Origin of the sequence: Actinoallomurus sp. CA-142502, from assembly GCF_050936355.1 — a bacterium.
GTDB lineage: Bacteria > Actinomycetota > Actinomycetes > Streptosporangiales > Streptosporangiaceae > Actinoallomurus > Actinoallomurus iriomotensis.
Genome location: NZ_JBNJMY010000001.1, coordinates 4,936,775 through 4,957,824, shown reverse-complemented (window position 1 = coordinate 4,957,824; position 21,050 = coordinate 4,936,775). Strand labels below are relative to the sequence as shown.

The 21,050-nt window shown below is 73.6% G+C and carries 22 protein-coding genes and 1 pseudogene; 11 read left to right on the top strand and 12 right to left on the bottom strand.

The window, feature by feature from the left end; genetic code table 11:
- Positions 1-64 precede the first annotated feature (64 nt).
- Together ACQEV1_RS23650 and ACQEV1_RS23645 are read left to right on the top strand one after the other, a co-directional pair.
- Complete coding sequence (locus ACQEV1_RS23650) at positions 65-958, top strand: diacylglycerol/lipid kinase family protein (RefSeq protein ID WP_433396164.1); 894 nt, start codon at positions 65-67, stop codon at positions 956-958.
- Between the two features lie 49 nt (positions 959-1,007).
- Entirely contained in the window at positions 1,008-2,063 is a 1,056-nt protein-coding gene (locus tag ACQEV1_RS23645) for an MBL fold metallo-hydrolase (RefSeq protein ID WP_285619168.1), read from the top strand.
- 75 nt (positions 2,064-2,138) lie between these two features.
- On the opposite strand, the gene ACQEV1_RS23640 is transcribed toward ACQEV1_RS23645, so the two are convergent.
- The 4 genes and pseudogenes from ACQEV1_RS23640 to ACQEV1_RS23625 form a co-directional block, all read right to left on the bottom strand.
- Positions 2,139-2,456 carry a putative quinol monooxygenase gene (locus tag ACQEV1_RS23640; RefSeq protein WP_433396161.1) on the bottom strand — a complete coding sequence of 106 codons (318 nt, stop codon included), beginning with the start codon at positions 2,454-2,456 and terminating at the stop codon, positions 2,139-2,141.
- 42 nt (positions 2,457-2,498) lie between these two features.
- Entirely contained in the window at positions 2,499-2,924 is a 426-nt protein-coding gene (locus ACQEV1_RS23635; RefSeq protein ID WP_433406185.1) for a hypothetical protein, read from the bottom strand.
- A gap of 58 nt (positions 2,925-2,982) precedes the next feature.
- A pseudogene (locus ACQEV1_RS23630) lies at positions 2,983-3,198 on the bottom strand (serine hydrolase); the annotation flags it as partial.
- 53 nt (positions 3,199-3,251) lie between these two features.
- Positions 3,252-4,568 (bottom strand): NAD(P)/FAD-dependent oxidoreductase, encoded by a 1,317-nt coding sequence (locus tag ACQEV1_RS23625; RefSeq protein ID WP_433396160.1) that lies wholly within the window; start codon positions 4,566-4,568, stop codon positions 3,252-3,254.
- Positions 4,569-4,730: 162 nt separating this feature from the next.
- On the opposite strand from ACQEV1_RS23625, the gene ACQEV1_RS23620 reads away from it, so the two are divergent.
- Both ACQEV1_RS23620 and ACQEV1_RS23615 read left to right on the top strand, forming a co-directional pair.
- On the top strand, positions 4,731-5,657 hold the full coding sequence (locus ACQEV1_RS23620; protein WP_433396158.1) for a TIGR03620 family F420-dependent LLM class oxidoreductase: 927 nt from the start codon (positions 4,731-4,733) through the stop codon (positions 5,655-5,657).
- Between the two features lie 34 nt (positions 5,658-5,691).
- Positions 5,692-6,576, top strand: a complete 885-nt coding sequence (locus tag ACQEV1_RS23615; RefSeq protein ID WP_285619178.1) for a Gfo/Idh/MocA family protein — start codon at positions 5,692-5,694, stop codon at positions 6,574-6,576.
- 30 nt (positions 6,577-6,606) lie between these two features.
- On the opposite strand, the gene ACQEV1_RS23610 is transcribed toward ACQEV1_RS23615, so the two are convergent.
- Complete coding sequence (locus tag ACQEV1_RS23610; protein ID WP_433405957.1) at positions 6,607-7,161, bottom strand: pyridoxal-dependent decarboxylase; 555 nt, start codon at positions 7,159-7,161, stop codon at positions 6,607-6,609.
- Between the two features lie 498 nt (positions 7,162-7,659).
- Here ACQEV1_RS23610 and ACQEV1_RS23605 point away from each other — a divergent pair, with 498 nt between their 5' ends.
- Entirely contained in the window at positions 7,660-7,923 is a 264-nt protein-coding gene (locus ACQEV1_RS23605; protein ID WP_285619180.1) for a hypothetical protein, read from the top strand.
- A gap of 158 nt (positions 7,924-8,081) precedes the next feature.
- Here the strand turns inward: ACQEV1_RS23605 and ACQEV1_RS23600 are convergent, their stop codons facing one another.
- On the bottom strand, positions 8,082-8,999 hold the full coding sequence (locus ACQEV1_RS23600) for a DUF72 domain-containing protein (RefSeq protein ID WP_433396155.1): 918 nt from the start codon (positions 8,997-8,999) through the stop codon (positions 8,082-8,084).
- Positions 9,000-9,127: 128 nt separating this feature from the next.
- Between ACQEV1_RS23600 and ACQEV1_RS23595 the strand changes: the two genes are divergently transcribed.
- Entirely contained in the window at positions 9,128-10,372 is a 1,245-nt protein-coding gene (locus ACQEV1_RS23595; protein WP_285619183.1) for a serine/threonine-protein kinase, read from the top strand.
- 13 nt (positions 10,373-10,385) lie between these two features.
- Here ACQEV1_RS23595 and ACQEV1_RS23590 read toward each other — a convergent pair whose 3' ends face one another.
- From ACQEV1_RS23590 to ACQEV1_RS23565, 6 genes are all read right to left on the bottom strand, one after another.
- The gene (locus ACQEV1_RS23590) at positions 10,386-11,507 is read right to left on the bottom strand and encodes an NAD(P)/FAD-dependent oxidoreductase (RefSeq protein WP_433396153.1); all 1,122 of its coding nucleotides are present in this window, start codon (positions 11,505-11,507) and stop codon (positions 10,386-10,388) included.
- A gap of 126 nt (positions 11,508-11,633) precedes the next feature.
- Entirely contained in the window at positions 11,634-11,918 is a 285-nt protein-coding gene (locus ACQEV1_RS23585) for a hypothetical protein (RefSeq protein ID WP_285581163.1), read from the bottom strand.
- An 11-nt stretch (positions 11,919-11,929) separates the two neighbouring features.
- Entirely contained in the window at positions 11,930-12,316 is a 387-nt protein-coding gene (locus ACQEV1_RS23580) for a DUF2752 domain-containing protein (RefSeq protein ID WP_285581161.1), read from the bottom strand.
- Between the two features lie 87 nt (positions 12,317-12,403).
- Positions 12,404-13,225 (bottom strand): ABC transporter ATP-binding protein, encoded by an 822-nt coding sequence (locus ACQEV1_RS23575; RefSeq protein WP_433396150.1) that lies wholly within the window; start codon positions 13,223-13,225, stop codon positions 12,404-12,406.
- Complete coding sequence (locus tag ACQEV1_RS23570; protein WP_433396148.1) at positions 13,222-14,271, bottom strand: FecCD family ABC transporter permease; 1,050 nt, start codon at positions 14,269-14,271, stop codon at positions 13,222-13,224. Before ACQEV1_RS23570 ends, ACQEV1_RS23575 begins: the two co-directional genes overlap by 4 nt.
- Entirely contained in the window at positions 14,268-15,350 is a 1,083-nt protein-coding gene (locus ACQEV1_RS23565) for a FecCD family ABC transporter permease (protein ID WP_433396146.1), read from the bottom strand. Before ACQEV1_RS23565 ends, ACQEV1_RS23570 begins: the two co-directional genes overlap by 4 nt.
- 159 nt (positions 15,351-15,509) lie before the next feature.
- Between ACQEV1_RS23565 and ACQEV1_RS23560 the strand changes: the two genes are divergently transcribed.
- From ACQEV1_RS23560 to ACQEV1_RS23540, 5 genes are read left to right on the top strand one after another with little or no spacing between them, the layout of a single operon-like run.
- A complete protein-coding gene (locus ACQEV1_RS23560; protein ID WP_433396144.1) occupies positions 15,510-16,469 on the top strand; it encodes an ABC transporter substrate-binding protein in 960 nt (319 codons plus the stop codon).
- Positions 16,466-17,263, top strand: coding sequence for a 2,3-dihydro-2,3-dihydroxybenzoate dehydrogenase (locus ACQEV1_RS23555; RefSeq protein WP_433396142.1), 798 nt, complete (start codon positions 16,466-16,468; stop codon positions 17,261-17,263). Before ACQEV1_RS23560 ends, ACQEV1_RS23555 begins: the two co-directional genes overlap by 4 nt.
- A gap of 50 nt (positions 17,264-17,313) precedes the next feature.
- Positions 17,314-18,519: an isochorismate synthase gene (locus ACQEV1_RS23550; RefSeq protein ID WP_433396140.1), complete on the top strand. Its 1,206-nt coding sequence runs from the start codon at positions 17,314-17,316 to the stop codon at positions 18,517-18,519.
- The gene (locus ACQEV1_RS23545) at positions 18,516-20,165 is read left to right on the top strand and encodes a (2,3-dihydroxybenzoyl)adenylate synthase (protein WP_433396138.1); all 1,650 of its coding nucleotides are present in this window, start codon (positions 18,516-18,518) and stop codon (positions 20,163-20,165) included. Before ACQEV1_RS23550 ends, ACQEV1_RS23545 begins: the two co-directional genes overlap by 4 nt.
- 11 nt (positions 20,166-20,176) lie before the next feature.
- Positions 20,177-21,043 carry an isochorismatase family protein gene (locus ACQEV1_RS23540; protein ID WP_349497952.1) on the top strand — a complete coding sequence of 289 codons (867 nt, stop codon included), beginning with the start codon at positions 20,177-20,179 and terminating at the stop codon, positions 21,041-21,043.
- Positions 21,044-21,050: the final 7 nt, after the last annotated feature.

The following is a 21,050-nucleotide window of genomic DNA, read 5'->3' as shown; positions in this document are numbered from 1 at the left end:
GGGGCGAGGGCCGGAAACGGGTGTTCCGTGCCCGTACGGGATGTTCGCGGAACGGGAGGAACAGATGCTGATCATCACGCACGGCGGTGCCGGGCGCTTCGACTCCGGGACGCTGGAGCGTGTGCGCGAGCGTCTGCGGGCCGGAGGCGAGGAGCCCGTGACCGTCTGCGAGTGCGATTCGGCCGACGAGCTCGAACGGGCGCTGGACCGGCGAGAGCCCGGTGACGAGACCGTCGTCGCGGCCGGCGGCGACGGGTCGATCAACCGGCTCGTCGCCACCCTCTACGCGCGGGGCGAACTGGACCGGCGGACCGTCGGCCTGCTGCCGCTCGGCACCGGCAACGACCTCGCCCGCAACCTCCGCATCCCCCTGGACCCGGACGAGGCGGCGCGCGTGCTCCGCGAAGGACGCACCCGTGAGCTCGACCTCCTCGCCGACGACGAGAGCGGCGTGGTGCTCAACGCCGTCCACGCCGGAGTGGGCGCCGTCGCCGCGACCCAGGCCGCCCGGTTCAAGCCCTGGCTCAAGTCCGCCGCCTTCCCGGTGGGCGCCGTCCTGGCGGGGGCGCGAGCCGGGGGCTGGCGGCTCAAGGTCGAGGCCGACGGCGAGATCGTCGCCGAGGACAAGCTGCTCATGGTTGGGCTGAGCAACGCGCCGGGCATCGCCGGCGGCAGCGCGCTGCTCGCCCCGGACGCCTCCCCCGGCGACGGCCGCGTCGAACTGGTGGTCTCGGCCGCCACCGGCCCGCTGGCCAGGGTCCGGTACGCGCTCGGCCTGCGCAGTGGCGCGCACAAGCACCACGACGACGTCGTGTACACCGCGGCGACGTGCGCGACCATCAGCGGAGAGGAGTTCCTCGTCAACAGCGACGGCGAGGTGTCCGGGCCGTTCACCGAGCGCTCCTGGCGCGTCGTCCCCAAGGCGTGGCGGATCATCGCCCCACCGGACCGCGACTGAGCGACGAGGCGGGGACGACGCCCATCCGTCGCTCCCCTACGCTGCCCGTATGTGCGACACGACGGCCGGACCGGACGAGCCGGCGGCCTCCCTTCCACGCCCGGCGCCGGGCACGGCGGTCGACCCGATCACGCTGGAGCCGGTCGACGAGGTCGAGATCGTCACTCTGGTGGACAACGTCTTCGACGGGCTGCTGACCGGTGACGAGCGCACCCGCCGGCCTCCGATGGGGATGGGCATGGTGGCCGCGCCGCAGTTCGAGGGCGGCCGCACGCCCGCCGGGATGATCGCCGAGCACGGTTTCTCCGCGCTCGTCCGGGTCCGCCGGGCCGGCCGGGTCACCACGCTGCTGTTCGACACCGGCCTGTCGCCCGACGCGATGGTCGTCAACGCGAGCCGTCTCGGCGTCGCGCTCGACGACATCCACGGCGTCGTGCTCAGCCACGGCCACTTCGACCACGCGGGCGGGCTGGCGGGGCTGGCCGGCCGGCGCGGCGTCCGCTCGCTGCCGATGGTGGTGCATCCGGGAGTGTGGACCCGGCGCCGGCTCGCGGTACCCGGACGCCCGGCGGAGGAGCTGCCGACCCTGAGTCGCCGGTCACTGGACGCGGAGGGCTTCGAGGTCATCGAACGGCGCGACCCCTCACTGCTCGTGGACGGATCCGTGCTGATCACCGGTGAGGTGGACCGCACCACCGAGTTCGAACGCGGCATGCCTCCGCCGCACCAGGCCTGGACCGGCACCGAGTGGGTCCACGACCCGGCCGTAGCCGACGACCAGGCGCTGGTCGTGCACGTCCGCGGCCGTGGCCTGGTGGTCTTGACGGGCTGCGGCCACGCCGGCGCGATCAACATCGTGCGCCACGCCCAGCGGCTGACGGGCGTCGACCGGCTGCACGCGCTGGCCGGCGGCCTCCACCTGGGCGGACCGGCTTTCGAGCCGGTCATCGCGCCCACCGTCGAGGCACTGACCGGACTCGCGCCGGACCTGGTGGTACCGGGCCACTGCACCGGCTGGCGCGCCCAGCACGCGCTCGCGGCGGCGCTGCCCGGCGCCTGGGTGGCGAGCAGCTCGGGCACGACCTATCACCTCACCGCCGCCTGACCCACCCGGCGCGGGTACCGACGTCTCGGGGAGCGGTGCGTCCGGTCCCGCACAGGGGGGTGTCGTCGCGGGGTCTCAGGCGACCCGCGGCGTGGGCCCCTTGCCGCCCAGCGGATCCAGTTCGATCATCTCCGCCGCCTCGACGAGCTTCATCGCGGCGGCCGTCTCGGGACTGCCCTTGATCGCCTCGAGTACGGCGTCCAGCGCGTCCTGGTCGCGCCACAGCTCGGTCACCCAGATGGTGTCGGGCGCGTCCGCCTGCCGGTTGACGAGGTACAGCTCACAGCCCGGCTCCCCCTCCAGACCGGCGGCGGCCGTCAGGAGCAGCTCCGCGGGTTCCGCCCCGCGCCCCTCGTGAGCGACCAACTTCCCGTATCGCGCGATCCGGCTCATGACCGGCAACGCTACCGGGTCCCCCATGCGACGCAGGCGGTCTCACGGCACCTTCGGGGTGGCGCGGCCGGCGAGGTGCAGGTACCGCTCGCCGGTCGGCAGGGCGTAGAAGGTCACGGGCAGCCACATCCCCGTCCGCGGGGCGCGGACGGCGAACAGGTCCTCCTCCACCGGTACCAGGTCGTGCTCCTGCTCCCGCTCGCTCTCGGGGAGGAGCGCGGCCGGCGCTCGGGTGGCGGTCCTTCGCAGGCGCGGGCGCTCGCCTCCGACCATCTCCAGGCGCTCACCCGCCCGTTCGTACGTGCCCGCGTGCCGGTCCACGTCGGCGGAGGCCGGCTCGGCCGGTGCCGCGAACGGCTCGGGCTCCGCCAGCGCCTCGGCGTACTTCGCCAGGCAGTCGTCGCCCCGCCCGGTGTCGGTGAACACGTCGCCGTCGACACCGGTCGTGTGGGTGAGCAGATGACGCATGGTCAGCTTCGCGACGGTCTCCGCGCCGGCCAGCCTCAGCTCGGGGCCGCCCCTCGTCGACGAGTTGCAGGACGAGGGTGGTCGTCCAGACCTTCGAGACCGATCCGATCTGGAACAGCGAGTCGGCGGTCACCGCCACGCCGGTCTCCGGTTGAGGACGCCCGTGGCCGCCTCGGCGACCTCGTCGCCGCCGGGCGTCAGGCGCAGGATGCCGAGTGCGGCCCCGGGGATGCCGTGCCGTTCGTGGTACGGGCCGGAGCCCGGTATCCGTCACGTTACCCCGCGCTGGGGTAGGTGCCGCGGCGGTGTATTCGCACGACCGCCACGTCAAAGTGGAGGCCGGGCTCCGCGCGGTGCGGCGTGTTCGGCGGTGGCGGCGAGGCGGACGGCCGTGGCGGGCACCACGCCCAGCTGCACGAGCTGGCGAGACAGCAGCACGTCGAGCAGCCAGTCGCAGGAGATGCGCAGCCGGTTGTGCGGGACGGCCAGTAGATGGTAGCCGCGGGTGACGGCCTTGGCGGGCACGCCCGCCAGCGACAGCCCCGTCACGTGCGCCGCGGCCTTGGCGCCGCCGAGGTCGACGACGAAGCCCAGATCGTGGTGGCGGTAGGGCCGGCGGTGGCCGTGGCCGTAGGAGGCGGCGACGTTCCTGCCCGCGGTGACGCCCTGTCTGTGCGCGTGCTGCGCCGTCATCGCGGTGATCCGGCCGGGGCGCGTGAGGTCCGGCACGGCCGCGGCGTCGCCGCAGGCGTACACCTCGGGATGGCCCGGCACGCTCAGATACTCGTCCACCACGAGTCGGCCCTGGACGGTGGGCAGGCCCAGCGCCTCGACCAGGGGGTCGGGGCGGACACCGACGCACCAGATCAGCGTGCGGGTCGCCACGAACTCCCCGTCCGACAGGCGCACTCCCTCGTGGGAGGCCTCCTCCACCGTGGTCCGCGTACGGATCTCCACGCCCCGGCGAGTCAGGACATGGTGGGCGGTGGCCGACAGCCGTAGGTCCAGCTCCGGCAACACGCGCTCGGCGAGGTCGACGAGCAGCCATCGGATCGGCCGGCCCCGGAGGTTCGGCCAGCGCCCGGCTGCCTGTTCGGTGAGCAGCTGGCCGTGCGCGGCGACCTCGGTCCCGGTGTATCCCGCGCCCACGACGACGAACGTGCAGCGTGCCCTGCGTTCGGCGGCGTCGTCGGTCGTGCCCGCCAGCTCGATGTCGCGCAGGATGGCGTCGCGCAGGTAGATCGCCTCGGCCAGGCTGCGGAAACCGTACGCGTGCTCGGCGATGCCCGGGATGGGAAGGAGCTTGTTGACGCTGCCCACGGCCAGGATCAGCCGGTCATAGTCCAGCCGACGCCGGCTCCCGTCCGGCGCTGTGCAGACGACCCGGCGACCCGCGATGTCGATGCCGCCCACAGCGCCCAGCACGAGCCGGACACCGGCGTGACATCCGCTGAGCGGGACGGCCACCCGCCGGGGCTCCAGGATCCCGGCGGCGACCTCGGGGAGCAGCGGAAGGTAAAGGAAGTAGTCGGCCGGGTTGATCAACACGACCTCGACCAGATGTCCGGCCAGGCGAGACAAGGTCCGCGCGGCGTGGAACCCGGCGAAACCGGCTCCGACGATCACGACCCGGCCTCTGGACATTCCGTTCTCCTGCCGTTCGCGGCTACGCCTTGTTACGGATATGCCCACCCACGGCCCGACGAGCAGTTCTTTGCCAAGATTGAACCGGCCCTGACCCGGCGCGGCCTCCGTCCACGTAACGCTGGAGGGACACGGCGGTAGCCGATGTGGAAGGGAACCGGCATGGCCGAAGGCAGACCACCATCTCCGTCCGACCTGACGGCGGTCAGGAAACGACTGGGCCGGATCGGCGTCTGGTTCATGACGACCGTCGCGGAGATCTCGGCGGAAGAGGAACAGCAAGGGGCGGCGACCATCGAGGAGCTGGGCTACTCGACGTTCTGGTTCGGTGAGGGCCCGGACACCAGGGAGTCCTTCACGCACGCGGCCGTGCTGCTGTCCGGCACGGAGCGGCTGAACGTCGCCACGGGCATCGCCAACATCTTCGGCCGGGACGCGATCGCGGCGGCCAACGGAGCCAACACGCTGGCCGACGCGTGGCCCGGCCGGTTCACGCTGGGCATGGGGGTGAGCCACGCACCGCTGGTCAACCCTCGGGGCCACGACTACACCAGACCTGTGTCCACCATGCGTGCCTACCTCGACGCCATGGACGCCACCAAGTTCGGGCCACCGCTGCCCGAGGCGCCGCCGCGGCTGCTGGCCGCGCTCCGCCGCTCGATGCTGGAGCTTGCGGCGAGCCGGGCCCAGGGCGCGCACACCTACTTCGTCCCGCCCGAGCACACCAGGCGGGCCCGCGAAATCCTCGGCCCGGAGCCGCTCCTGGTGCCCGAACAGGCCGTCGTGCTCGACACCGACGCGGACCGGGCGCGGGCCGCCGCCCGCGACTACGCGGCCTTCTATCTCGCGCTGCCCAACTACCTCAACAACCTGCGCGAGCTAGGCTTCTCCGACGCCGACTTCAAGAACGGCGGCAGCGACGCGCTCATCGATGCCATCGTGTGCCACGGTGATCCGGACGCCATCACCGAACGTGTCCGCGCCCACCACGACGCCGGCGCCGACCATGTCTGCGTGCAGCCGATCGCCCGGACCTTCGCCGAGCAGGTCGAGCACCTGCGGACCCTCGCACCCGTCCTGGTCGGCTGACCGTGCCGGCCCCGGTCTACGTGACGGTGAGACCATGACCAGGGCGATCGGCCTCGCCGGTACCGGCCGCTCGGCCGCCGAGATCTACGCGCCGTCGCTGGCATCGTGGCCGAAGACCGCGTTCGCGGGCGTGTGGTCGCCGTCTCCCGACGCCACCCGCGCTCTCGCCGAACGCCACTCCGTGCCCGCGTACGACCGGTTCGCCGAGTTGCTCGACCACTGCGACGCCGTCGCGTTCGCCGTGCCGCCGGCCGCGCAGTCGCCCCTGGCCGTGATCGCGGCGGGACGGCACAAGCACGTGCTGCTGAGACCGCCGATCGCCGGTGAGCTGGCCGGTGCCGAGGAGCTGGCGGACGTGGTCGCCGCCACCGATGTGATCTCTCAGATCGCGTTGACCTGGCGTTACTCTCCGACCGTGCGCTCGTTTCTGTCGTCCCAGGTCGAGCGGACGCACCCGCAAGGCGGCACCGGACGGCTCATCTCCGCCGCTCTGGCCGGCGACACTCCAGCCCGGCCCTGGCGGCCCGACCGCGGCGTGCTCATGGACATGGGGGTCGACGTCCTGGACCTGCTCGACGCCGCACTCGGCCACACGGCGTCGATCCGCGCACACGGCGAGCCGTGGGGGTGGGTCGGATTGCTGCTCGAACACGAGGGCGGTCGCTTCAGCGAGGTCTCGCTGTACGCGACCGCGTCGGCGGACGAACCGGCCCGCGCGGAGGTCGAGGTCTTCGGCTCGGGCGGCTCCGCCGTGATCGACGGTGCGGAGGTCACCGGACCGGAGGCGTACGCGACGATGGTCGAAGAGTTCGCGGACGCGATCGAGAGGCATGCGCCGCACCCGCTGGACGTCCGGCACGGCCTCCATCTCCAGCGGCTGCTCGACGCCGCGACCACCGACCTGCTCACCGGCCGCTGACGACCCGCCGCCATCACCCGGCCGCGGCCGTCAGTGGCGGAAGGCTCCTCGATCCGTCCGGCGAGATACGTCGCCACCTCCCGCAGCGCCGCCTGGACCGCGCCGTAACCCTCGTGGCAGAGCCGTAGGAAGGTGTGATGCTGAGCGATGACCTGGGAACAGGCCGGGAGAATGAGGGTGAAGGTCGGCAGATCGCCGCCGAGGTAGTTGACCCGCTCCGGCGACCATGCCGATCGCGTTCTCGTCGCACGCCTCGACGGCCTCCTCGGCGCCGAGGTGGAACCGGTCGCCCTCCATGGGCACGAGGCGGGGTTCGATCTCCCAGTAGTCGCAGAACTTCTTCCAGCACACCTGGACGTTGACGCCCATCACGAGGTTGGGCCGGGCGCCGGCGCCATACCGGCCGGCGTTGCGTCGCGCCCAGCGGCGCTTGAGCGCCAGCCCGCCGAGCATGCACGCCGCTGGAACCGACGGTTGAGGTGCCGATCGGTGCGCTCGCGGATCAGCCGCGCGACGGTCGCCGGCGTCATCGGGCGTCGGGCGGTTCGTGCCGAGGAAGGACCGTCGTGGTGCCGGACGCCGGATCTGCGGCCCCGAACAGCGGGCTCACCTGGAGCGGCCGATGCCGGTGCCGCTCCCGGTCGTTACTCCTCAGCGCCATCTTCGCTCCCCTGGCAGCCGCGCCGAAAAGTCGGTCTCGCAGGCGGCCGTTCGAGTGCGGGCCGACGACGGTCAAAACCCGGGTCTGGAGACGCGCGCCTCCTGCCGCGTCGGGGGCTCGCCGGCCCGAGTCCACAGGCGGCGGTTCCGGCTCGCCCGGGTGAAGGTGGGTCCCGCCTCGCGCGGGTGAACAGGACGATCGGTGAAATCTGCGCGCGATCCCGCTTTCGCGCCGTTCGTCTGGCTCGGGCGTGAGGCCGGAATGGCGCGGGAAGTGGCGCATCGGGCGTGAAGCGCGCCTAGATCTTCCCCAAAACCAGTACACAACCTGGGCGAAGGCCGGATCCGCGGGTAATCAGCGAAACGCGTGGCGATGCCGGTAGCAAGGCACTGGCCTGCACCTACTCACATCTAAGGGGAGACATGGGACTCAAGACAATGGTCCTGGCCGGCACCACGCTGGCGACCATGACCATCGGATTCGCGGCGCCCGCCTTCGCCGCGGCGGCCCCGGCCGCGCAGCCCGGCCGGACGATCGCGGCCCTTCAGACGGGGGGCGACGACGGAAACGACAGCGGCGTCTCGGGCCTCAGCGGGGACTCCCCCGTCTGTTCCGCTCTGGACGCCGAGACCGTTCCGACCGGAGACGTCGTGGGCCGGTGCCTGGCGGGGACGACCCTCGTGTGACCTCTCACCGGTGACGGTCCGCCGTGGCCCGGAGCACGCCTCCCGGACACGACACGGATCGCGGTGCGGGCCGCCTCCCCGGCGGGGCGGCCCGTACGTTCTTCCGGCAGGGCGCGGGAGCCTCGACGGCCGTCACCCGCCCGCCGGATCCGCGCCGCTCACCGCCGCCCCGTGACGCCCGGTGACCGGACCGGGCAGTCCGGCATCGCCTCCAGCAGCTCGGTGAGCCGGCGCGCGCTGCGCGGGGCGTGGTCGCGGTAGGCGTTCTTCATGATCACGTGCGTGCTCGACGTCTCCCGGGCGAGCTCACAGATGCGCGGCGCCCACTCCGCCAGCTCCCGGGTGGAGTACAGGTATCCGTAGCGCTCGTACCGGTCGTCGCCGGTCCACCGGCCACGGCCGTGGAAGCGGACCTCCGCCAGGCCCGCGGTGGCGGCCGTCACGGGCGGAATGGACCAGGGACGGCCCTGGGGCATGTCGACGCACACGTACGCGATGGCGTGCGAGCGGAGGAAGCCGAGCGTCTCCTCCCGGTTCTCCTCGCTCATCCAGGTCCGGTTGCGGAACTCCGCCGCGATCGGCAGCGGTTCGCAGCGCCGCCCGCACTCCACGACGTAGTCCTTGTTGTGCCGGCCGATGGGGAACCAGCGCGGGAAGGAGAACAGCACCGCCCCGAACCGGCCGGCCTCGCGGAGCGGCGTCAGCGCGGTCACGAAGCGCCGCCAGACCTGCTCGACGACCTCCGGGTCGAGGTCGCGGAGGTAGAGGTTCCCCTCCTTGGGCGGCAGCGCCGTGCGCAGGTCCTTCGGGAACGCCGCGGCGCGGGTGGGATGACAGGTGAGCAGGGAGAACGCCTTGACGTCGAATGTGAAGCCGGCCGGCGTCCGCCGCGCCCACAGCCGCGTGGTCCGTTCGCCGGGCAGCGCGTAGTAGGTCGAGTCGACCTCCACCACCGGGAACCGGCTCGCGTAGTAGCGCAGGCGCTCGGCCGGCGTACGGGCCCCGGGCGGATACCACCCCGAGGTGAGCAGTGTCTCGTCGGTCCATGACGCCGTGCCGACCAGCACGTCACCCACGTTCCCACGATAGGCGGATCGCCGGCGTCGCCGCCCGGTTGATCCGTGAGAAACGGCAGTTCATCCCGTTCATCACGATTAGGACGGGAAGACGGGGGAATCCGAAGCATCCCAAAGGAGGGACGCGGATGGACGGAACACCGGTACTGGTCGGGGGCGGGAGTGCGGTCCTGCCGGCAGACGTACTCCCGCTGGCACCCGGGGATCCGGTCACGGTCGGAGGCCACACGCTGATCGGGCGGCTCGGCGCCGGGGGCATGGGCGTGGTGTACCTCGGCCGCGACGAGAACGGCCGCCTGGCGGCGGTCAAGGTCGCGCACACGGGAACGGTCGGCGAGGAGGAGGCGCGGGCCCGGTTCCGGGACGAGGTGGCGTCCCTGATCCGGGTCCCCTCGCACTACACGGCCCGCCCGCTGGCGGACGGCACCGCGCAGACCCCGCCCTACATCGTCACCGAGTACGTCGCGGGCCCCTCGCTGAAGGAGATCATCGCCAGGGACGGCGCGCTGCCGCCGGAACGGCTGCGCACGCTCGCCACGGGCGTGCTGCGCGCGCTGGCCGCGATTCACCGGGCGGGCCTGGTCCACCGCGACCTGAAGCCGGCGAACGTCCTGATGGGACCGACCGGCCCTCGCGTCATCGACTTCGGTATCGCCCAGAGCGTCTCCGCCGCGGGTGGGCCCACCGAGACCGGCAAGGTCGTCGGAAGCGTCGGCTGGATCGCGCCCGAACGCCTGGCCCGCCGGCCCGCCTCGCCCGCCTCCGACGTCTTCTGCTGGGGATGTCTCGTCGCCTACGCCGGCACCGCACGGAACCCGTTCGGCGAGGGCGACGCCCTGGAGATGGCCGGCCGGGCCCTCTTCGAGCAGCCCGACCTGGGCGGCCTCGACCCGTCCCTGCGGTCCCTGGTGACCTCCGCGCTCGCCAAGGACCCCGACGACCGGCCCACCGCCGCCCAGCTGCTCGCCCGCCTGGACCCGGCCGACCCACTCGCGGCCGGCGACCTGGCGGACGACACCGCGACGAACCTGACACCGATCACCGACACCCGCCGGAGGCCGAGGATGCTGGCCGCGGCGTGCGCGGCGTCGGTCGCCGCCGTCGCCGCGGGCACGTGGATCCTGCCGCAGGCGGTACAGCCGGCGACGTCGGCCGGCGGCAGCGCCCCCGTCCAGCAGACGCATCGGCCGCCGAGCGCCGCGGACGTCGCCGTGATCTCCCGCGAGCCGGCCAGGACCCCGCAGCGGGGCACCCGGACCCTCGGCCGGCCGGAGGACACCACCCCCACCACGAAGCCCGCCGGCGGTCACGCGCCCTCGTCGCACGGCAAGGCCAAGGGCAAGCAGCATAACCACAAGAAGGGCCCCAAGTAGCCGGGCGCAGGCGTCAACCGCGAGCTTCGACCACACGAGACGGGTCGTACGGGCTCAGGTCGAGCTCCGGCGTACGGCCGAGGGCGAGTTCGGCCGCCACCGCTCCGGCGTACGGCCCCATCGTCAGGCCGGTCGGGCCGAACCCGGTCGCCACGATGACTCCCGGGGCTCCCGCGACCGCGCCGAGGAGCGGGCGCTCGTCCAGGCTCGCCGGGCGGAAGCCCACGCGGATGTCGGCGACCGTGGCGTCGGCCAGGCCCGGCGCGACGGAGATGGCCTCATCCAGCACCTCGCGCAGTCCCGCGGCGGTCACCCGGTGGTCGAATCCGGTGCCGTGCTCACGGGTCGCCCCGACCACGATCCGTGAGTCGTCGAAGGCCAGCATGTAGTGGTCGCCCTCGGGCAGCACGATCGGCCATCGGCGGGTGTCGGCGCCGGGCAGCCGCAGGTGCACGATCTGCCCCCGCTGCGGGACGACCGGCAGGGGCGTCGCGGGCGACGCGAGAACGTCGGCGGACCAGGCACCCGCCGCCAGGACGACCGCGTCGGCCGGGACGGCGTCTCCGTCGACCGCCACGGTCCACCGGCCGTCCTCGGTCAGCGTGACGCGCGCGGAGCCGCTCCGGCGGACCGTCCCCCGCCGCTCGGCGGCGGCCAGCAGCGTGTCGCGCAGCCGCGCACCGTCCACGCGGGCCGCGCCGGTGACGTGGACCGCCGGCCAGTTATCCCGTAGCGGCGGGAACAGCCGCCTCGCCTCACCGGGGTCGAGCACGGTGACCTCGCCGACCTCCGGCTCGTCGGCCCGTCGGCGCCGGGCCCGTTCGGCGCTCTCCCGTACCCGCTCGGCCGAGCCGGCCACGGCCAGCGCGCCGGTACGGGCGTACCCGGTGTCGGACCGGCCGTCGGCGTTCAGCCGGCCGACCAGCTCCGGGTAGTAGCGCGCGCCCGCGCTCGCGAGCCGGTATCGCGCCGGGTCGGTTCCCCGGGACAGCCACGGGCAGACGATGCCGGCTCCGGCCGCCGTCGCCTGCCCTTCGTCCGCCCGGTCGACCAGCGTCACCCGCCCCCCGGCCGCGGCCAGGTGGTAGGCGGTGCTGGCCCCGACGATGCCCGCGCCGACAACGATGATCTCCACGGCTCTCCCTCCGTGTGGTGGCGCGCCGGTCGCGGCGCGTGTCACCACCGTACGGAGGCAGCGACCTCACACAACGGCGAAGCCGGGCCGAGGGACGATCCCGGCCCGGCTTCGGTGTGTCGTCGGTCAGCTGGAGTTCATGGCCGACATCCGGACGATGAAGCTCAGGATGCCGAGCACGACGGCGACGATGCCGCCGATCCACGCCACCTTGGCGATCGTGTCCGGCCTCCCCTGGGCGCGGAACTGGCTCTGGGCGACGAGCCCGAGCACGATCGCCGCCGGCGAGCAGCAGAACCAGCACACGATGCCGATGATCGCCAGGACCTGAGGCGTGCTGGACTGCGGGGCCTGCTGCGGGTAGCCCGCACCACCGTAACCAGGGGGCGGCGGCTGAGGCGGGTATCCCATAATTCCTCCCGTTAGATAATGCCGAAGCGCTGGAGCTGCCAGATCTCCGCGAAAGCAAGAATCGCGACAATAGCGAATACAGGCAGCAACTGTCGCCATCGATTCGGTAGCTCACGCCAAAAAGTCGCCGCTCTGGAACGCCGGATGAACGGCACGAGAACGAACCCGGCGCACACGGCGACCGCCAAAGGGGAGGCACCGGCCGCCCCGACGAGGTCGGCGTGCCCGAGACGGACCGCGGCCGTGGTGAACCCGCACATCGGGCACGGGATCCCCGTCGCTTCCCGTAGCAGGCACAACGTCGGCGGGCGCGGAACGCGAAGCAGGGCGAGCCCGACGACGACGGCGACGAGCACCGCCGACCGCCAAGCCGCCGCCAGCGGGCGCGAGGTCACCATACGCACAGTGTGCACCACGGACGAGCTGCGTCTCGGTGAATTCCGCACTGATCCCTCGCCGCCGGTCCGGCGGCGAGGAGACGAAGATCACAGCTCGGCACCGGGTTCGGTCACCGGTGGCCGCGCCCGCGGTACGACGACCGGCGAGCCGTCCCCGGGCGCGCGCAGGATGTCGGCCTCCACGGAGTACAGCTCCTTCACCAGCGCCTCGTCCACGGTGTCGCGAGGCGCGCCGGTCGCGATGACCCGGCCGTCCTTCATCGCGGCGACGGTGTCGGCGTAGCGCGCGGCGGCGGCCAGGTCGTGCTGGACCATGACGACCGTACGGCCCGCCGCCGCGACCTCGCGGACCAGTTCGAGGACGTCGACGACGTGGCCGAGGTCGAGGGCGCTGGTGGGCTCGTCGAGCAGGACGACGGGCGTGCGCTGGGCGAGCACCATCGCGAGCCAGCAGCGCTGCCGCTGCCCGCCCGAGAGCCGGTCGAGGCGTTCGCCGGCCAGCTCCGCGGTGCCGGTGGCCTCCAGCGCCTCGCGCACCGCGTCTTCGTCCTCGCGCGACCACTGGCGCAGCAGGCCCTGGTGGGGATGGCGGCCGTACCGGACGAGTCCGGCGACGGTCACGGCCTCGGGGGCGCGCGGTGACTGGGGCAGCAGGGCGATGCGGTGCGCGGCCTGCCGCCGGCTGAGCCGCCAGACGTCGTCCCCGTCCGCGTGGACGGTGCCGGAGCCGGGCCGGTGCAGGCGGGCGACGGCGCGCAGCAGGGTCGACTTCCCGCAGCCGTTGGGGCCGACGATCGCGGCGACCCGCCCGGCGGGGACGGTCAGGTCGACGTCCTTGACGACGGGACGGCCGGGGTAGCCGGCGTGCAGCGACCGCACTTCGAGGCCAGGTGTCATGAGGGAGGTCATGCCTTTTCGGTGGTCCGGTGCGAGCGGAAGAGAACCCAGAGGAGGAACGGCCCGCCGAGGACGCTCGTGACGACGCCCACCGGCAGCTCGACGGGTGCGACGACCCGGCCCAGCGCGTCGGCGGCGGTGACGAGCGCGGCGCCGGTCAGGGCGGAGCCGGTCACCGGGACGCGCGTGGGGCCGGCGAGTCGCTGGGCGAGGATCGGAGCGGCGAGGGCGACGAAGGCGATCGGCCCGCCGACACCGACGGCGACCCCGGCGAGGGCGACCGCGAGGGCGAGGGCCTCGGCCCGTACCCGCTGCAGGTCGACGCCGAGGGAGGCCGCCATGTCGTCGTCGAAGCGCAGGAGCTGGAGGCGGTGCCCTGCCGCGAGCGAGAGCGGCAGGAGGAACAGCAGCGCGATCAGCAGCGGCCCGCCGACGCTCCAGTCGCGCCCGTTGAGGCTGCCGACGGCCCACAGGAACACGCCGCCCGCGGTGTTGTCGTTCTGGCGGGACATGACGAGGTCGCTGACGGCGCCGACGAACGTGGAGACGCCGATGCCGACGACGAGGAGGCGGTGGCCGGCCACGCCGGCGCCGCCCGCGCACAGCACGACCAGCACCGCGGCGGCGACCGCGCCGAGCGGGCCGAGCCACCAGTCACCGACCATGCCGGTCGCCGAGCCGGCCGCGGAGGCGACGACGGCGGCGGTCGCGCCCTCGTTGACGCCGACGAGGTCGGGGGTGGCCAGCCGGTTGCCGGCGAGGGTCTGGGTGAGGCAGCCCGAGACGCCGAGGGCGGCGCCCACCATGAGGCCCGCGAAGACGCGAGGCAGCCGCAGATCCCAGACGATCATGATGCTTCCGGGGTCGCCCGCGCGGAGCAGGCCGGAGACGGTCTGCTCCAGGCTCATGCCGGTCGAGCTCGCCGTCACCGCGACGACGACGAGGACGGCGACGAGGGGCACGAGGAACGCCGCGGCGAGCGCGCTGCGCCGGGGAAAGAGCCACGAGAGGGTCTCCGTGCGCAGGGGCGTGCTGTCGGGCGGAGTGACGTCCGTCATGCCGAGGCTCCCGCGGTCGACAGCCGGGACGATCGGGCGATCCACACGAGCAGCGGACCACCGACGAAGGCGAGCAGCACGCTGACCGGAGTCTCCCAGGGCCGGATGACGATCCGGGCGAGCACGTCGGCGAGGATCATGACATCGGCCGCGATCAGCGCGGACAGGACGAGCTGCGCGGCCATCCGCGCCCCGGTCAGGACCCGCGCGGCGTACGGGGCGAGGAGCCCGAGGAAGGCGATCGGCCCGGCGACGGCGACGGCGCAGCCGACGAGCAGCGACACGGTCCCGGCGACGGCCAGCCGGATCCGGCCGGGGTGGTGGCCGAGCGAGCGGGCGCCGTCGTCGCCGAGGCCGAGCGCCGCCAGGGGCCGGGCGCAGCAGAGCGCCGCGAGCAGGCCAACGGTGGCCAGCGGCAGGAGCGGCGCCAGTTCGGAGGTCCGCACCCCGGCGAGCGAGCCGATCGTCCAGTACCGGTACGTGTCGAAGGTCGACTGCGTGCCGAGCAGGACGTACGAGGTGAGGCCGTGGAAGGTGGCGCCGAGCGCGGAGCCCGCGAGGACCAGCCGCAGCGGCGACCCGGCGGTCCGCCCCGACGCGGCGAGCAGGAGGACCACCGCGCTCGCGGCCATCCCGCCGACCAGGGCCCACACCAGCAGCGCGGCCGACGATGACGCGCCGAAGAAGGTCAGGCCGAGGACGACCGCGAAGGCCGCGCCGGAGTTGACGCCGAGCAGCCCGGTCTCGGCCAGCGGGTTGCGGGTCGCGGCCTGGAGCAGGCATCCGGCCGTGCCGAGACAGGCGCCGACGAGCACGGCGGCGAGGGTGCGCGGCAGGCGTACGCCGACGACGGCGAGCCGCAGCCGGGCGTCGGCGCGGGTGGCGGGATCGCCGGCGAGGTAGTTCCAGGCGTCGCGGGGAGAGCTCGATCCGGTGCCGATGAGCAGGGACGACAACACCAGGACCAGCAGGAGGGCGAGTGCGGCCAGGGCCCAGAAGGCGGGCCGCACCGGCGACGGGCGGGGTCCGTGATGACCGGATCCGGATCTTTTCGGCCGCACCCCTTGCGCGATCGACATGAGGTTAGCCTAACCTAAGTTCGCCCGCCCGAACCTGGCGATTTCGAACGGCAGACGTCTGCCCGAGAACGCCCCTTTCGCCATGCCGGTTTCCGGCCAGTGCCCGGCCTTTCACCGCGTTTCCCCCGCCCGCTCACCGCCGAAACAGGGAGATTCACCGTGCTCTTCTCTTCACGCGGCCGCGCCCGCCCCGCCGTCGCGGCCGCCTTCCTCACCGCCTGCGCGCTGGCCGCGACCGCCTGCGGATCCGCGGACGCCGGTGACGCGAAGGGGGCCACCACCGCGGTGACCGACGCGACCGGTGCGACGGTGGAGGTGCCCGCCGCGCCGAAACGGGTCGTGGTGCTCAGCGAACTCGACCTGGACTCGGCGCTCGCCCTGGGCGTCAGGCCGGTGGGCCTCACCGCGGGCCGCGGCCGGCAGGGCGCGCCGGAGTACCTGGCGGCACAGGCGAAGGGCATCCCGCTCGTGGGCGCGGTGACCGGCCCGGACCTCGAGAAGGTCGTACGGGCCAGACCCGACGTCATCCTCGCCGGGCAGCTCGCCGACAAGCAGGTGCTCGGGCGGCTGCGGAAGGTCGCCCCGACCGTCCTGACGACCGACGCCACCAAGGACTGGAAGAAGTCCGTCCAGCTCACCGGCAAGGTGCTCGGCCGGTCCGCCCAGGCGGAGAAGTTCGTCGCCGACTACGGCACGAAGGTCGCGGCGCTGAAGAAGGACCTCGGCCCGGAGGCCGGCGCGTGCGTGTCCGTGGCCCGCTACTCGGCCAAGGGCACCGCCGTCATGCAGCAGGGCGTGTTCGTCAGCGACGTCCTGGCGGACCTGGGCTTCAAGCGTCCGGGCATCCAGAACGAGAAGGGCGCGGGCCACTCCACCCCGATCAGCGACGAGAACCTCGAGCAGATCGACGGCGACTGGCTGTTCATCGGCACTCTCTCCTCCACCGGCCCGGACGCCGGACTGCTCGGCGAACTGGCCGGCAAGCCCGCCTACCGGCAGCTGAACGCCGTCCGCGACAAGCACGCCACGGTGATCGACGGGTCGAAGTGGACGAGCCTGGGCGGTCCGCAGGCGGCCGTCTCGGTCCTGGACGACATCCGCAAGGCGATGGTCAGGTGAGCGCCGGTCCGGAACTCGACGGACGGTTCGCCCTGATCACCGGGGCGGGCGGGGGGATCGGCGCCGCGGTGGTCGCGCGCCTGGCCGGCGACGGTGCCCGCGTCCTCGCCACCGACCTGGACCTCGAAGGCGCCGAGGCGCTCGCCGGCACGTACCCCGGTCAGGTCACCGCCCGGGCGCTCGACGTCACCGACGCGGCCGCCGTCGAGTCGCTCGTCGAGGAGGCCGAGCGCACGCTCGGCCCGCTGGACGTCGCGGTCAACGTCGCGGGCGTACTGCGCCGCTCGGACGTCACGGAACTGACGGACGAGGACTGGGCGCACACGTTCGCCGTCAACACCGACGGCGTCTTCCACGTCTCACGGTCCGCCGCGCGCCGCATGGCCGCACGCGGCCGCGGCAGCATCGTCACCGTCGCCTCGAACGCGGCCGGCGTGCCTCGGGCGGGCATGTCCGCCTACGCCGCCTCCAAGGCCGCCGCGGTGATGTTCACCAAGTGCCTCGGCCTGGAGGTGGCCGCCCGCGGGGTCCGCTGCAACACCGTCTCGCCCGGCTCGACCCTCACCGACATGCAGCGTTCGATGTGGGCGGCCGCCGGCGTCCAGGACGAGGAGGCCGCCGCGCGGCGTGTCATCGAGGGCGACCTCGCGGCGCACCGCACGGGCATCCCCCTCGGCCGGATCGCCGACCCGGCCGACATCGCCGACGCCGTCCTGTTCCTCGTCTCCGACCGTGCCCGTCACATCACCATGCACGACCTGTACGTCGACGGCGGAGCCACCCTTCGGGCCTGAGCGACCGCCCCCGCTCCGCCGGCTCGTGCCCTCCCCCGACTGGAGACCCCATGTCCACCTCCCTGCACCACGCTCCTCCCCCGGCTTCCGGCCGCCGGCTGCTGTCACCCGGCGAGGCGACCGCCCTGCTCGACGCCTACCAGCCCGGCACCGACCGGTTCCTCGCCTCGCCCCGCGCCACGCTGCTGGGCCGCGGTACCGCCGCCGACGTGCCCCATGACGCCCGGCCGCTCACGCGACGGGTACGGGACGTCCTCGACGCACGGCGGCGCGCGGGCGACCCGGCACCGGTCGTCGTCGGCTCGCTGCCCTTCGCCCCGGACGCGCCGCCCGCGCTGGCCGTGCCCGAGTCCGTACGGTGGGCGCCGCCGCTGCACCAGGACCCGCTGATCGCGCTGCCCGTACGCGAGGACGAGCCCGCCGGCTGGCAGGTGCGGGAGGTGCCCGCGCCGGAGCTTTACGGCGCGGCGGTCGCCGCCGCGGTCGAGCGGATGCGCGCCGGGGAGTTCGCCAAGGTGGTCCTCGCCCGCACGCTCGAGCTGACGGCGCCGCGCGAGCCGGACCTGCCGGCCATGCTGCGCCGCCTGGCCCGCCGCGACCCGGCCGGCTACACGTTCGCCGTGCCCAGCGCGCCGGGCCGGCTGCTGATCGGCGCCAGTCCCGAGCTCCTCGTCGCCCGGCGGAACGGGCGGCTCATCGCCAACCCGCTCGCCGGTTCCGCGCCCCGCAGCGCGGACCTGGCCGAGGACGTCCGGCGCGCGGCCGCGCTCCTGGAGTCGCCGAAGGACCTACACGAGCACGCCGTCGTCGTGGACGCCGTACGCGAGGCGCTCGCGCCGTTCTGCTCCCGCCTGGACGTGCCCGCGCGGCCGACGCTGGCCCGCACCGCGGACATGTGGCACCTGTCCACCACCGTCACCGGCGCGCTCGCCGACCCGGGCGTCACCGCCCTGGACCTGGCCTCGGCCCTGCACCCCACCCCGGCGGTGTGCGGCACGCCGACCGAACTCGCGCACACGGTCATCGCCGAGTCCGAGCCCTTCGACCGCGGCCCGTACACCGGCATGGTCGGCTGGCAGGACGCCGACGGCGACGGCGAGTGGGTCGTGACGATCCGCTGCGCCGAGGCCGAGGGCCGGTCGCTGCGGCTGTTCGCGGGCGCGGGCGTGGTGGCCGCCTCCACGCCGGAGACCGAGACCGCCGAGACGAGCGCCAAGTTCCGCACGTTCCTCAACGCCGTGGGGGCCGCCCTGTGAGTGAGGCACCGGCCACCACGCCGGGTGTCGACGCGCCCACCTGGCCGCCGGAGTTCGCCGAGCGCTACCGCGCGGCGGGCTACTGGCGCGGGGAGACCTTCGGCCGCATGCTGCGCGAGCGCGCCGCCGCGCACCCGGACCGGACCGCGCTGGTCGACCCGGCGCCCGAGCGGCGCACCTGGACGTACCGGGAGCTGGACGAGCGCGCCGACCGGCTGGCCGCCGGGTTCGCGGCGCGCGGGATCGGCCGGGGCGACCGGGTGGTCCTGCAGCTGCCGAATGTCGGCGAGTTCGTCGAGGTCGTCTTCGCGCTGTTCCGGATCGGCGCGCTGCCCGTGTACGCGCTGCCCGCGCACCGCGGCACAGAGATCGGCTACTTCTGCTCCTTCACCGAGGCGGTCGCCTACGTCATCCCCGACCGGCACGCGGGCTTCGACCACCGCGCGCTCGCGGCCCGGGTCCAGGAGCGCACGCCGAGCCTGCGGCACGTCTTCGTCGCCGGCGAGCCGGGCGTCCACACCGCGCTGGCGGACGTGCCCGTCGCCGCGGACCCGCCGGAGGCCGGGCCGGAACCGCACGAACTGGCGTTCCTGCAGCTGTCGGGCGGCACCACCGGCGTGCCGAAGCTCATCCCCCGCACCCACGACGACTACATCTACTCGCTGCGGGGCTCGAACGAGATCTGCGACGTCGGCGCGGACACCCGTTTCCTCGTCGTGCTGCCGGCCGCGCACAACTTCCCGATGAGCTCGCCCGGCTGGCTGGGCACGCTGTACGCCGGGGGCACCGTCGTGCTGTGCCCCCGGCCCGACCCGGCGACCGCCTTCCCGCTGATCGAGCGGGAGGGGATCACGATGACCGGGCTGGTGCCGCCGCTCGCCCTGGTGTGGACGGAGGCCGGCCCGGCCACGAGGTACGACCTGTCGAGCCTGGAGCTCGTGCTCGTCGGCGGCGCCAAGTACGGCGAGGAGGCGGCACGGCGGCTGGCGCCCGCGCTGGGCGGCCGGCTCATGCAGGTGTTCGGCACGGCCGAGGGCCTGGTCAACTACACGCGGCTGGACGACGACGAGGAGACCGTCGTCACGACGCAAGGCCGGCCGATCTCCCCGGACGATGAGATCCGCATCGTCGACGACGCGGGGAACGAGGTCGCCGAGGGCGAGTTCGGGCACCTGCTGACGCGCGGCCCGTACACCGTCCGGGGCTACTGGCGGGCGCCCGCGCACAACGCGACGGCCTTCACCGAGGACGGTTTCTACCGCACCGGAGACATCGTCCGCCGTACCCCGACCGGCCATCTCGTCGTCGAGGGCCGGGCCAAGGACCAGATCAACCGGGGCGGCGAGAAGGTGGCGCCGGCGGAGATCGAGAACATCATCCTCGCCCATCCGTCCGTGCACGACGTGTCGGTCGTCGCGGTGGCCGACGAGTACCTCGGTGAGCGCTCCCTCGCCTACGTCATCCTGCGCGCGGGCGCGGCGCCGCTGAAGCCCGTCGCCATCAAGCGGTTCGTCCGCGAGCGCGGCGTCGCCGCCTACAAGGTCCCCGACCTCGTCGAGTTCGTCGACGCCTTCCCGCACACCGGCGTCGGCAAGGTCAGCAAGAAGCGGTTGCGATCCACCGCGGTCACCTACGAACAGCAGTGAAAGGCCACACCATGGCACTTCCCGCCATCGCCTCCTACCCGCTCCCGGTCGAGGACGAGCTGCCCGCCAACCGCGCCGCCTGGACCGTGGACCCCGCGCGCGCCGTACTACTCGTCCACGACCTGCAGAACCACTTCCTCGGCGCGTTCCCGTCCGGCGAGCAGCCCGTCTCCGGCATGCTCGCCAACACGACCGGCCTGCTGCGGCGCTGCCGCCGCCTCGGCGTGCCGGTCGTCTACTCGGCCCAGCGCGGCGGCCAGACACCGGAGGAGCGCGGGCTCCAGCTCGACTTCTGGGGCCGGGGCGTCGCGGACGACCCGCAGGCGCTCGCCATGCCGGAGCCGGTCGCGCCCGAGGACGGGGACACCGTCATCACCAAGTGGAAGTACAGCGCGTTCGTACGCACCGATCTGGAGGCGCTGCTGCGCGAGTCGGGCCGCGACCAGCTGATCGTCGTCGGCGTGTACGCGCACATCGGGGTGCTGATGAGCGCCTGCGACGCGTGGATGCGGGACATCCAGGCGTTCGTCGTCGCCGACGCCGTCGCCGACTTCTCCCGCGAGGAGCACGACATGGCGCTGCGCTGGGCGGCCGGCCGCTGCGCCGTCGTGACCACCACGGACGCGCTCCTGAGCGGGCCGCTGGGCGGCACGGGCCTCACCGTGGAACGGATCCGCGCCGACGTCGCCGACTCCCTCGGCGAGGACCCCGCGGACATCCCGGTCGACGAGAACCTCGTGGACTACGGCATCGACTCGGTGCGCATCATGACGCTGCTGGAACGCTGGCGCCGCGAGCACGGCGTCGAGGCGGCCTTCGCCGACCTCGCCGAGCAACCGGCCATCGAGTCCTGGGCCCCGCTCCTGGGGGTTTCTTGACGTCCTC

Excerpts from the sequence above, each read along its gene's own strand:
- ACQEV1_RS23650 (WP_433396164.1), top strand. The coding sequence starts at position 65 with ATGCTGATCATCACGCACGGCGGTGCCGGGCGCTTCGACTCCGGGACG.
- ACQEV1_RS23645 (WP_285619168.1), top strand. The coding sequence starts at position 1,008 with ATGTGCGACACGACGGCCGGACCGGACGAGCCGGCGGCCTCCCTTCCA.
- ACQEV1_RS23640 (WP_433396161.1), bottom strand. The coding sequence starts at position 2,456 with ATGAGCCGGATCGCGCGATACGGGAAGTTGGTCGCTCACGAGGGGCGC.
- ACQEV1_RS23635 (WP_433406185.1), bottom strand. The coding sequence starts at position 2,924 with ATGCGTCATCTGCTCACCCACACGACCGGTGTCGACGGCGACGTGTTC.
- ACQEV1_RS23625 (WP_433396160.1), bottom strand. The coding sequence starts at position 4,568 with ATGTCCAGAGGCCGGGTCGTGATCGTCGGAGCCGGTTTCGCCGGGTTC.
- ACQEV1_RS23620 (WP_433396158.1), top strand. The coding sequence starts at position 4,731 with ATGGCCGAAGGCAGACCACCATCTCCGTCCGACCTGACGGCGGTCAGG.
- ACQEV1_RS23615 (WP_285619178.1), top strand. The coding sequence starts at position 5,692 with ATGACCAGGGCGATCGGCCTCGCCGGTACCGGCCGCTCGGCCGCCGAG.
- ACQEV1_RS23605 (WP_285619180.1), top strand. The coding sequence starts at position 7,660 with ATGGGACTCAAGACAATGGTCCTGGCCGGCACCACGCTGGCGACCATG.
- ACQEV1_RS23595 (WP_285619183.1), top strand. The coding sequence starts at position 9,128 with ATGGACGGAACACCGGTACTGGTCGGGGGCGGGAGTGCGGTCCTGCCG.
- ACQEV1_RS23585 (WP_285581163.1), bottom strand. The coding sequence starts at position 11,918 with ATGGGATACCCGCCTCAGCCGCCGCCCCCTGGTTACGGTGGTGCGGGC.
- ACQEV1_RS23580 (WP_285581161.1), bottom strand. The coding sequence starts at position 12,316 with ATGGTGACCTCGCGCCCGCTGGCGGCGGCTTGGCGGTCGGCGGTGCTC.
- ACQEV1_RS23575 (WP_433396150.1), bottom strand. The coding sequence starts at position 13,225 with ATGACCTCCCTCATGACACCTGGCCTCGAAGTGCGGTCGCTGCACGCC.
- ACQEV1_RS23570 (WP_433396148.1), bottom strand. The coding sequence starts at position 14,271 with ATGACGGACGTCACTCCGCCCGACAGCACGCCCCTGCGCACGGAGACC.
- ACQEV1_RS23565 (WP_433396146.1), bottom strand. The coding sequence starts at position 15,350 with ATGTCGATCGCGCAAGGGGTGCGGCCGAAAAGATCCGGATCCGGTCAT.
- ACQEV1_RS23550 (WP_433396140.1), top strand. The coding sequence starts at position 17,314 with ATGTCCACCTCCCTGCACCACGCTCCTCCCCCGGCTTCCGGCCGCCGG.
- ACQEV1_RS23540 (WP_349497952.1), top strand. The coding sequence starts at position 20,177 with ATGGCACTTCCCGCCATCGCCTCCTACCCGCTCCCGGTCGAGGACGAG.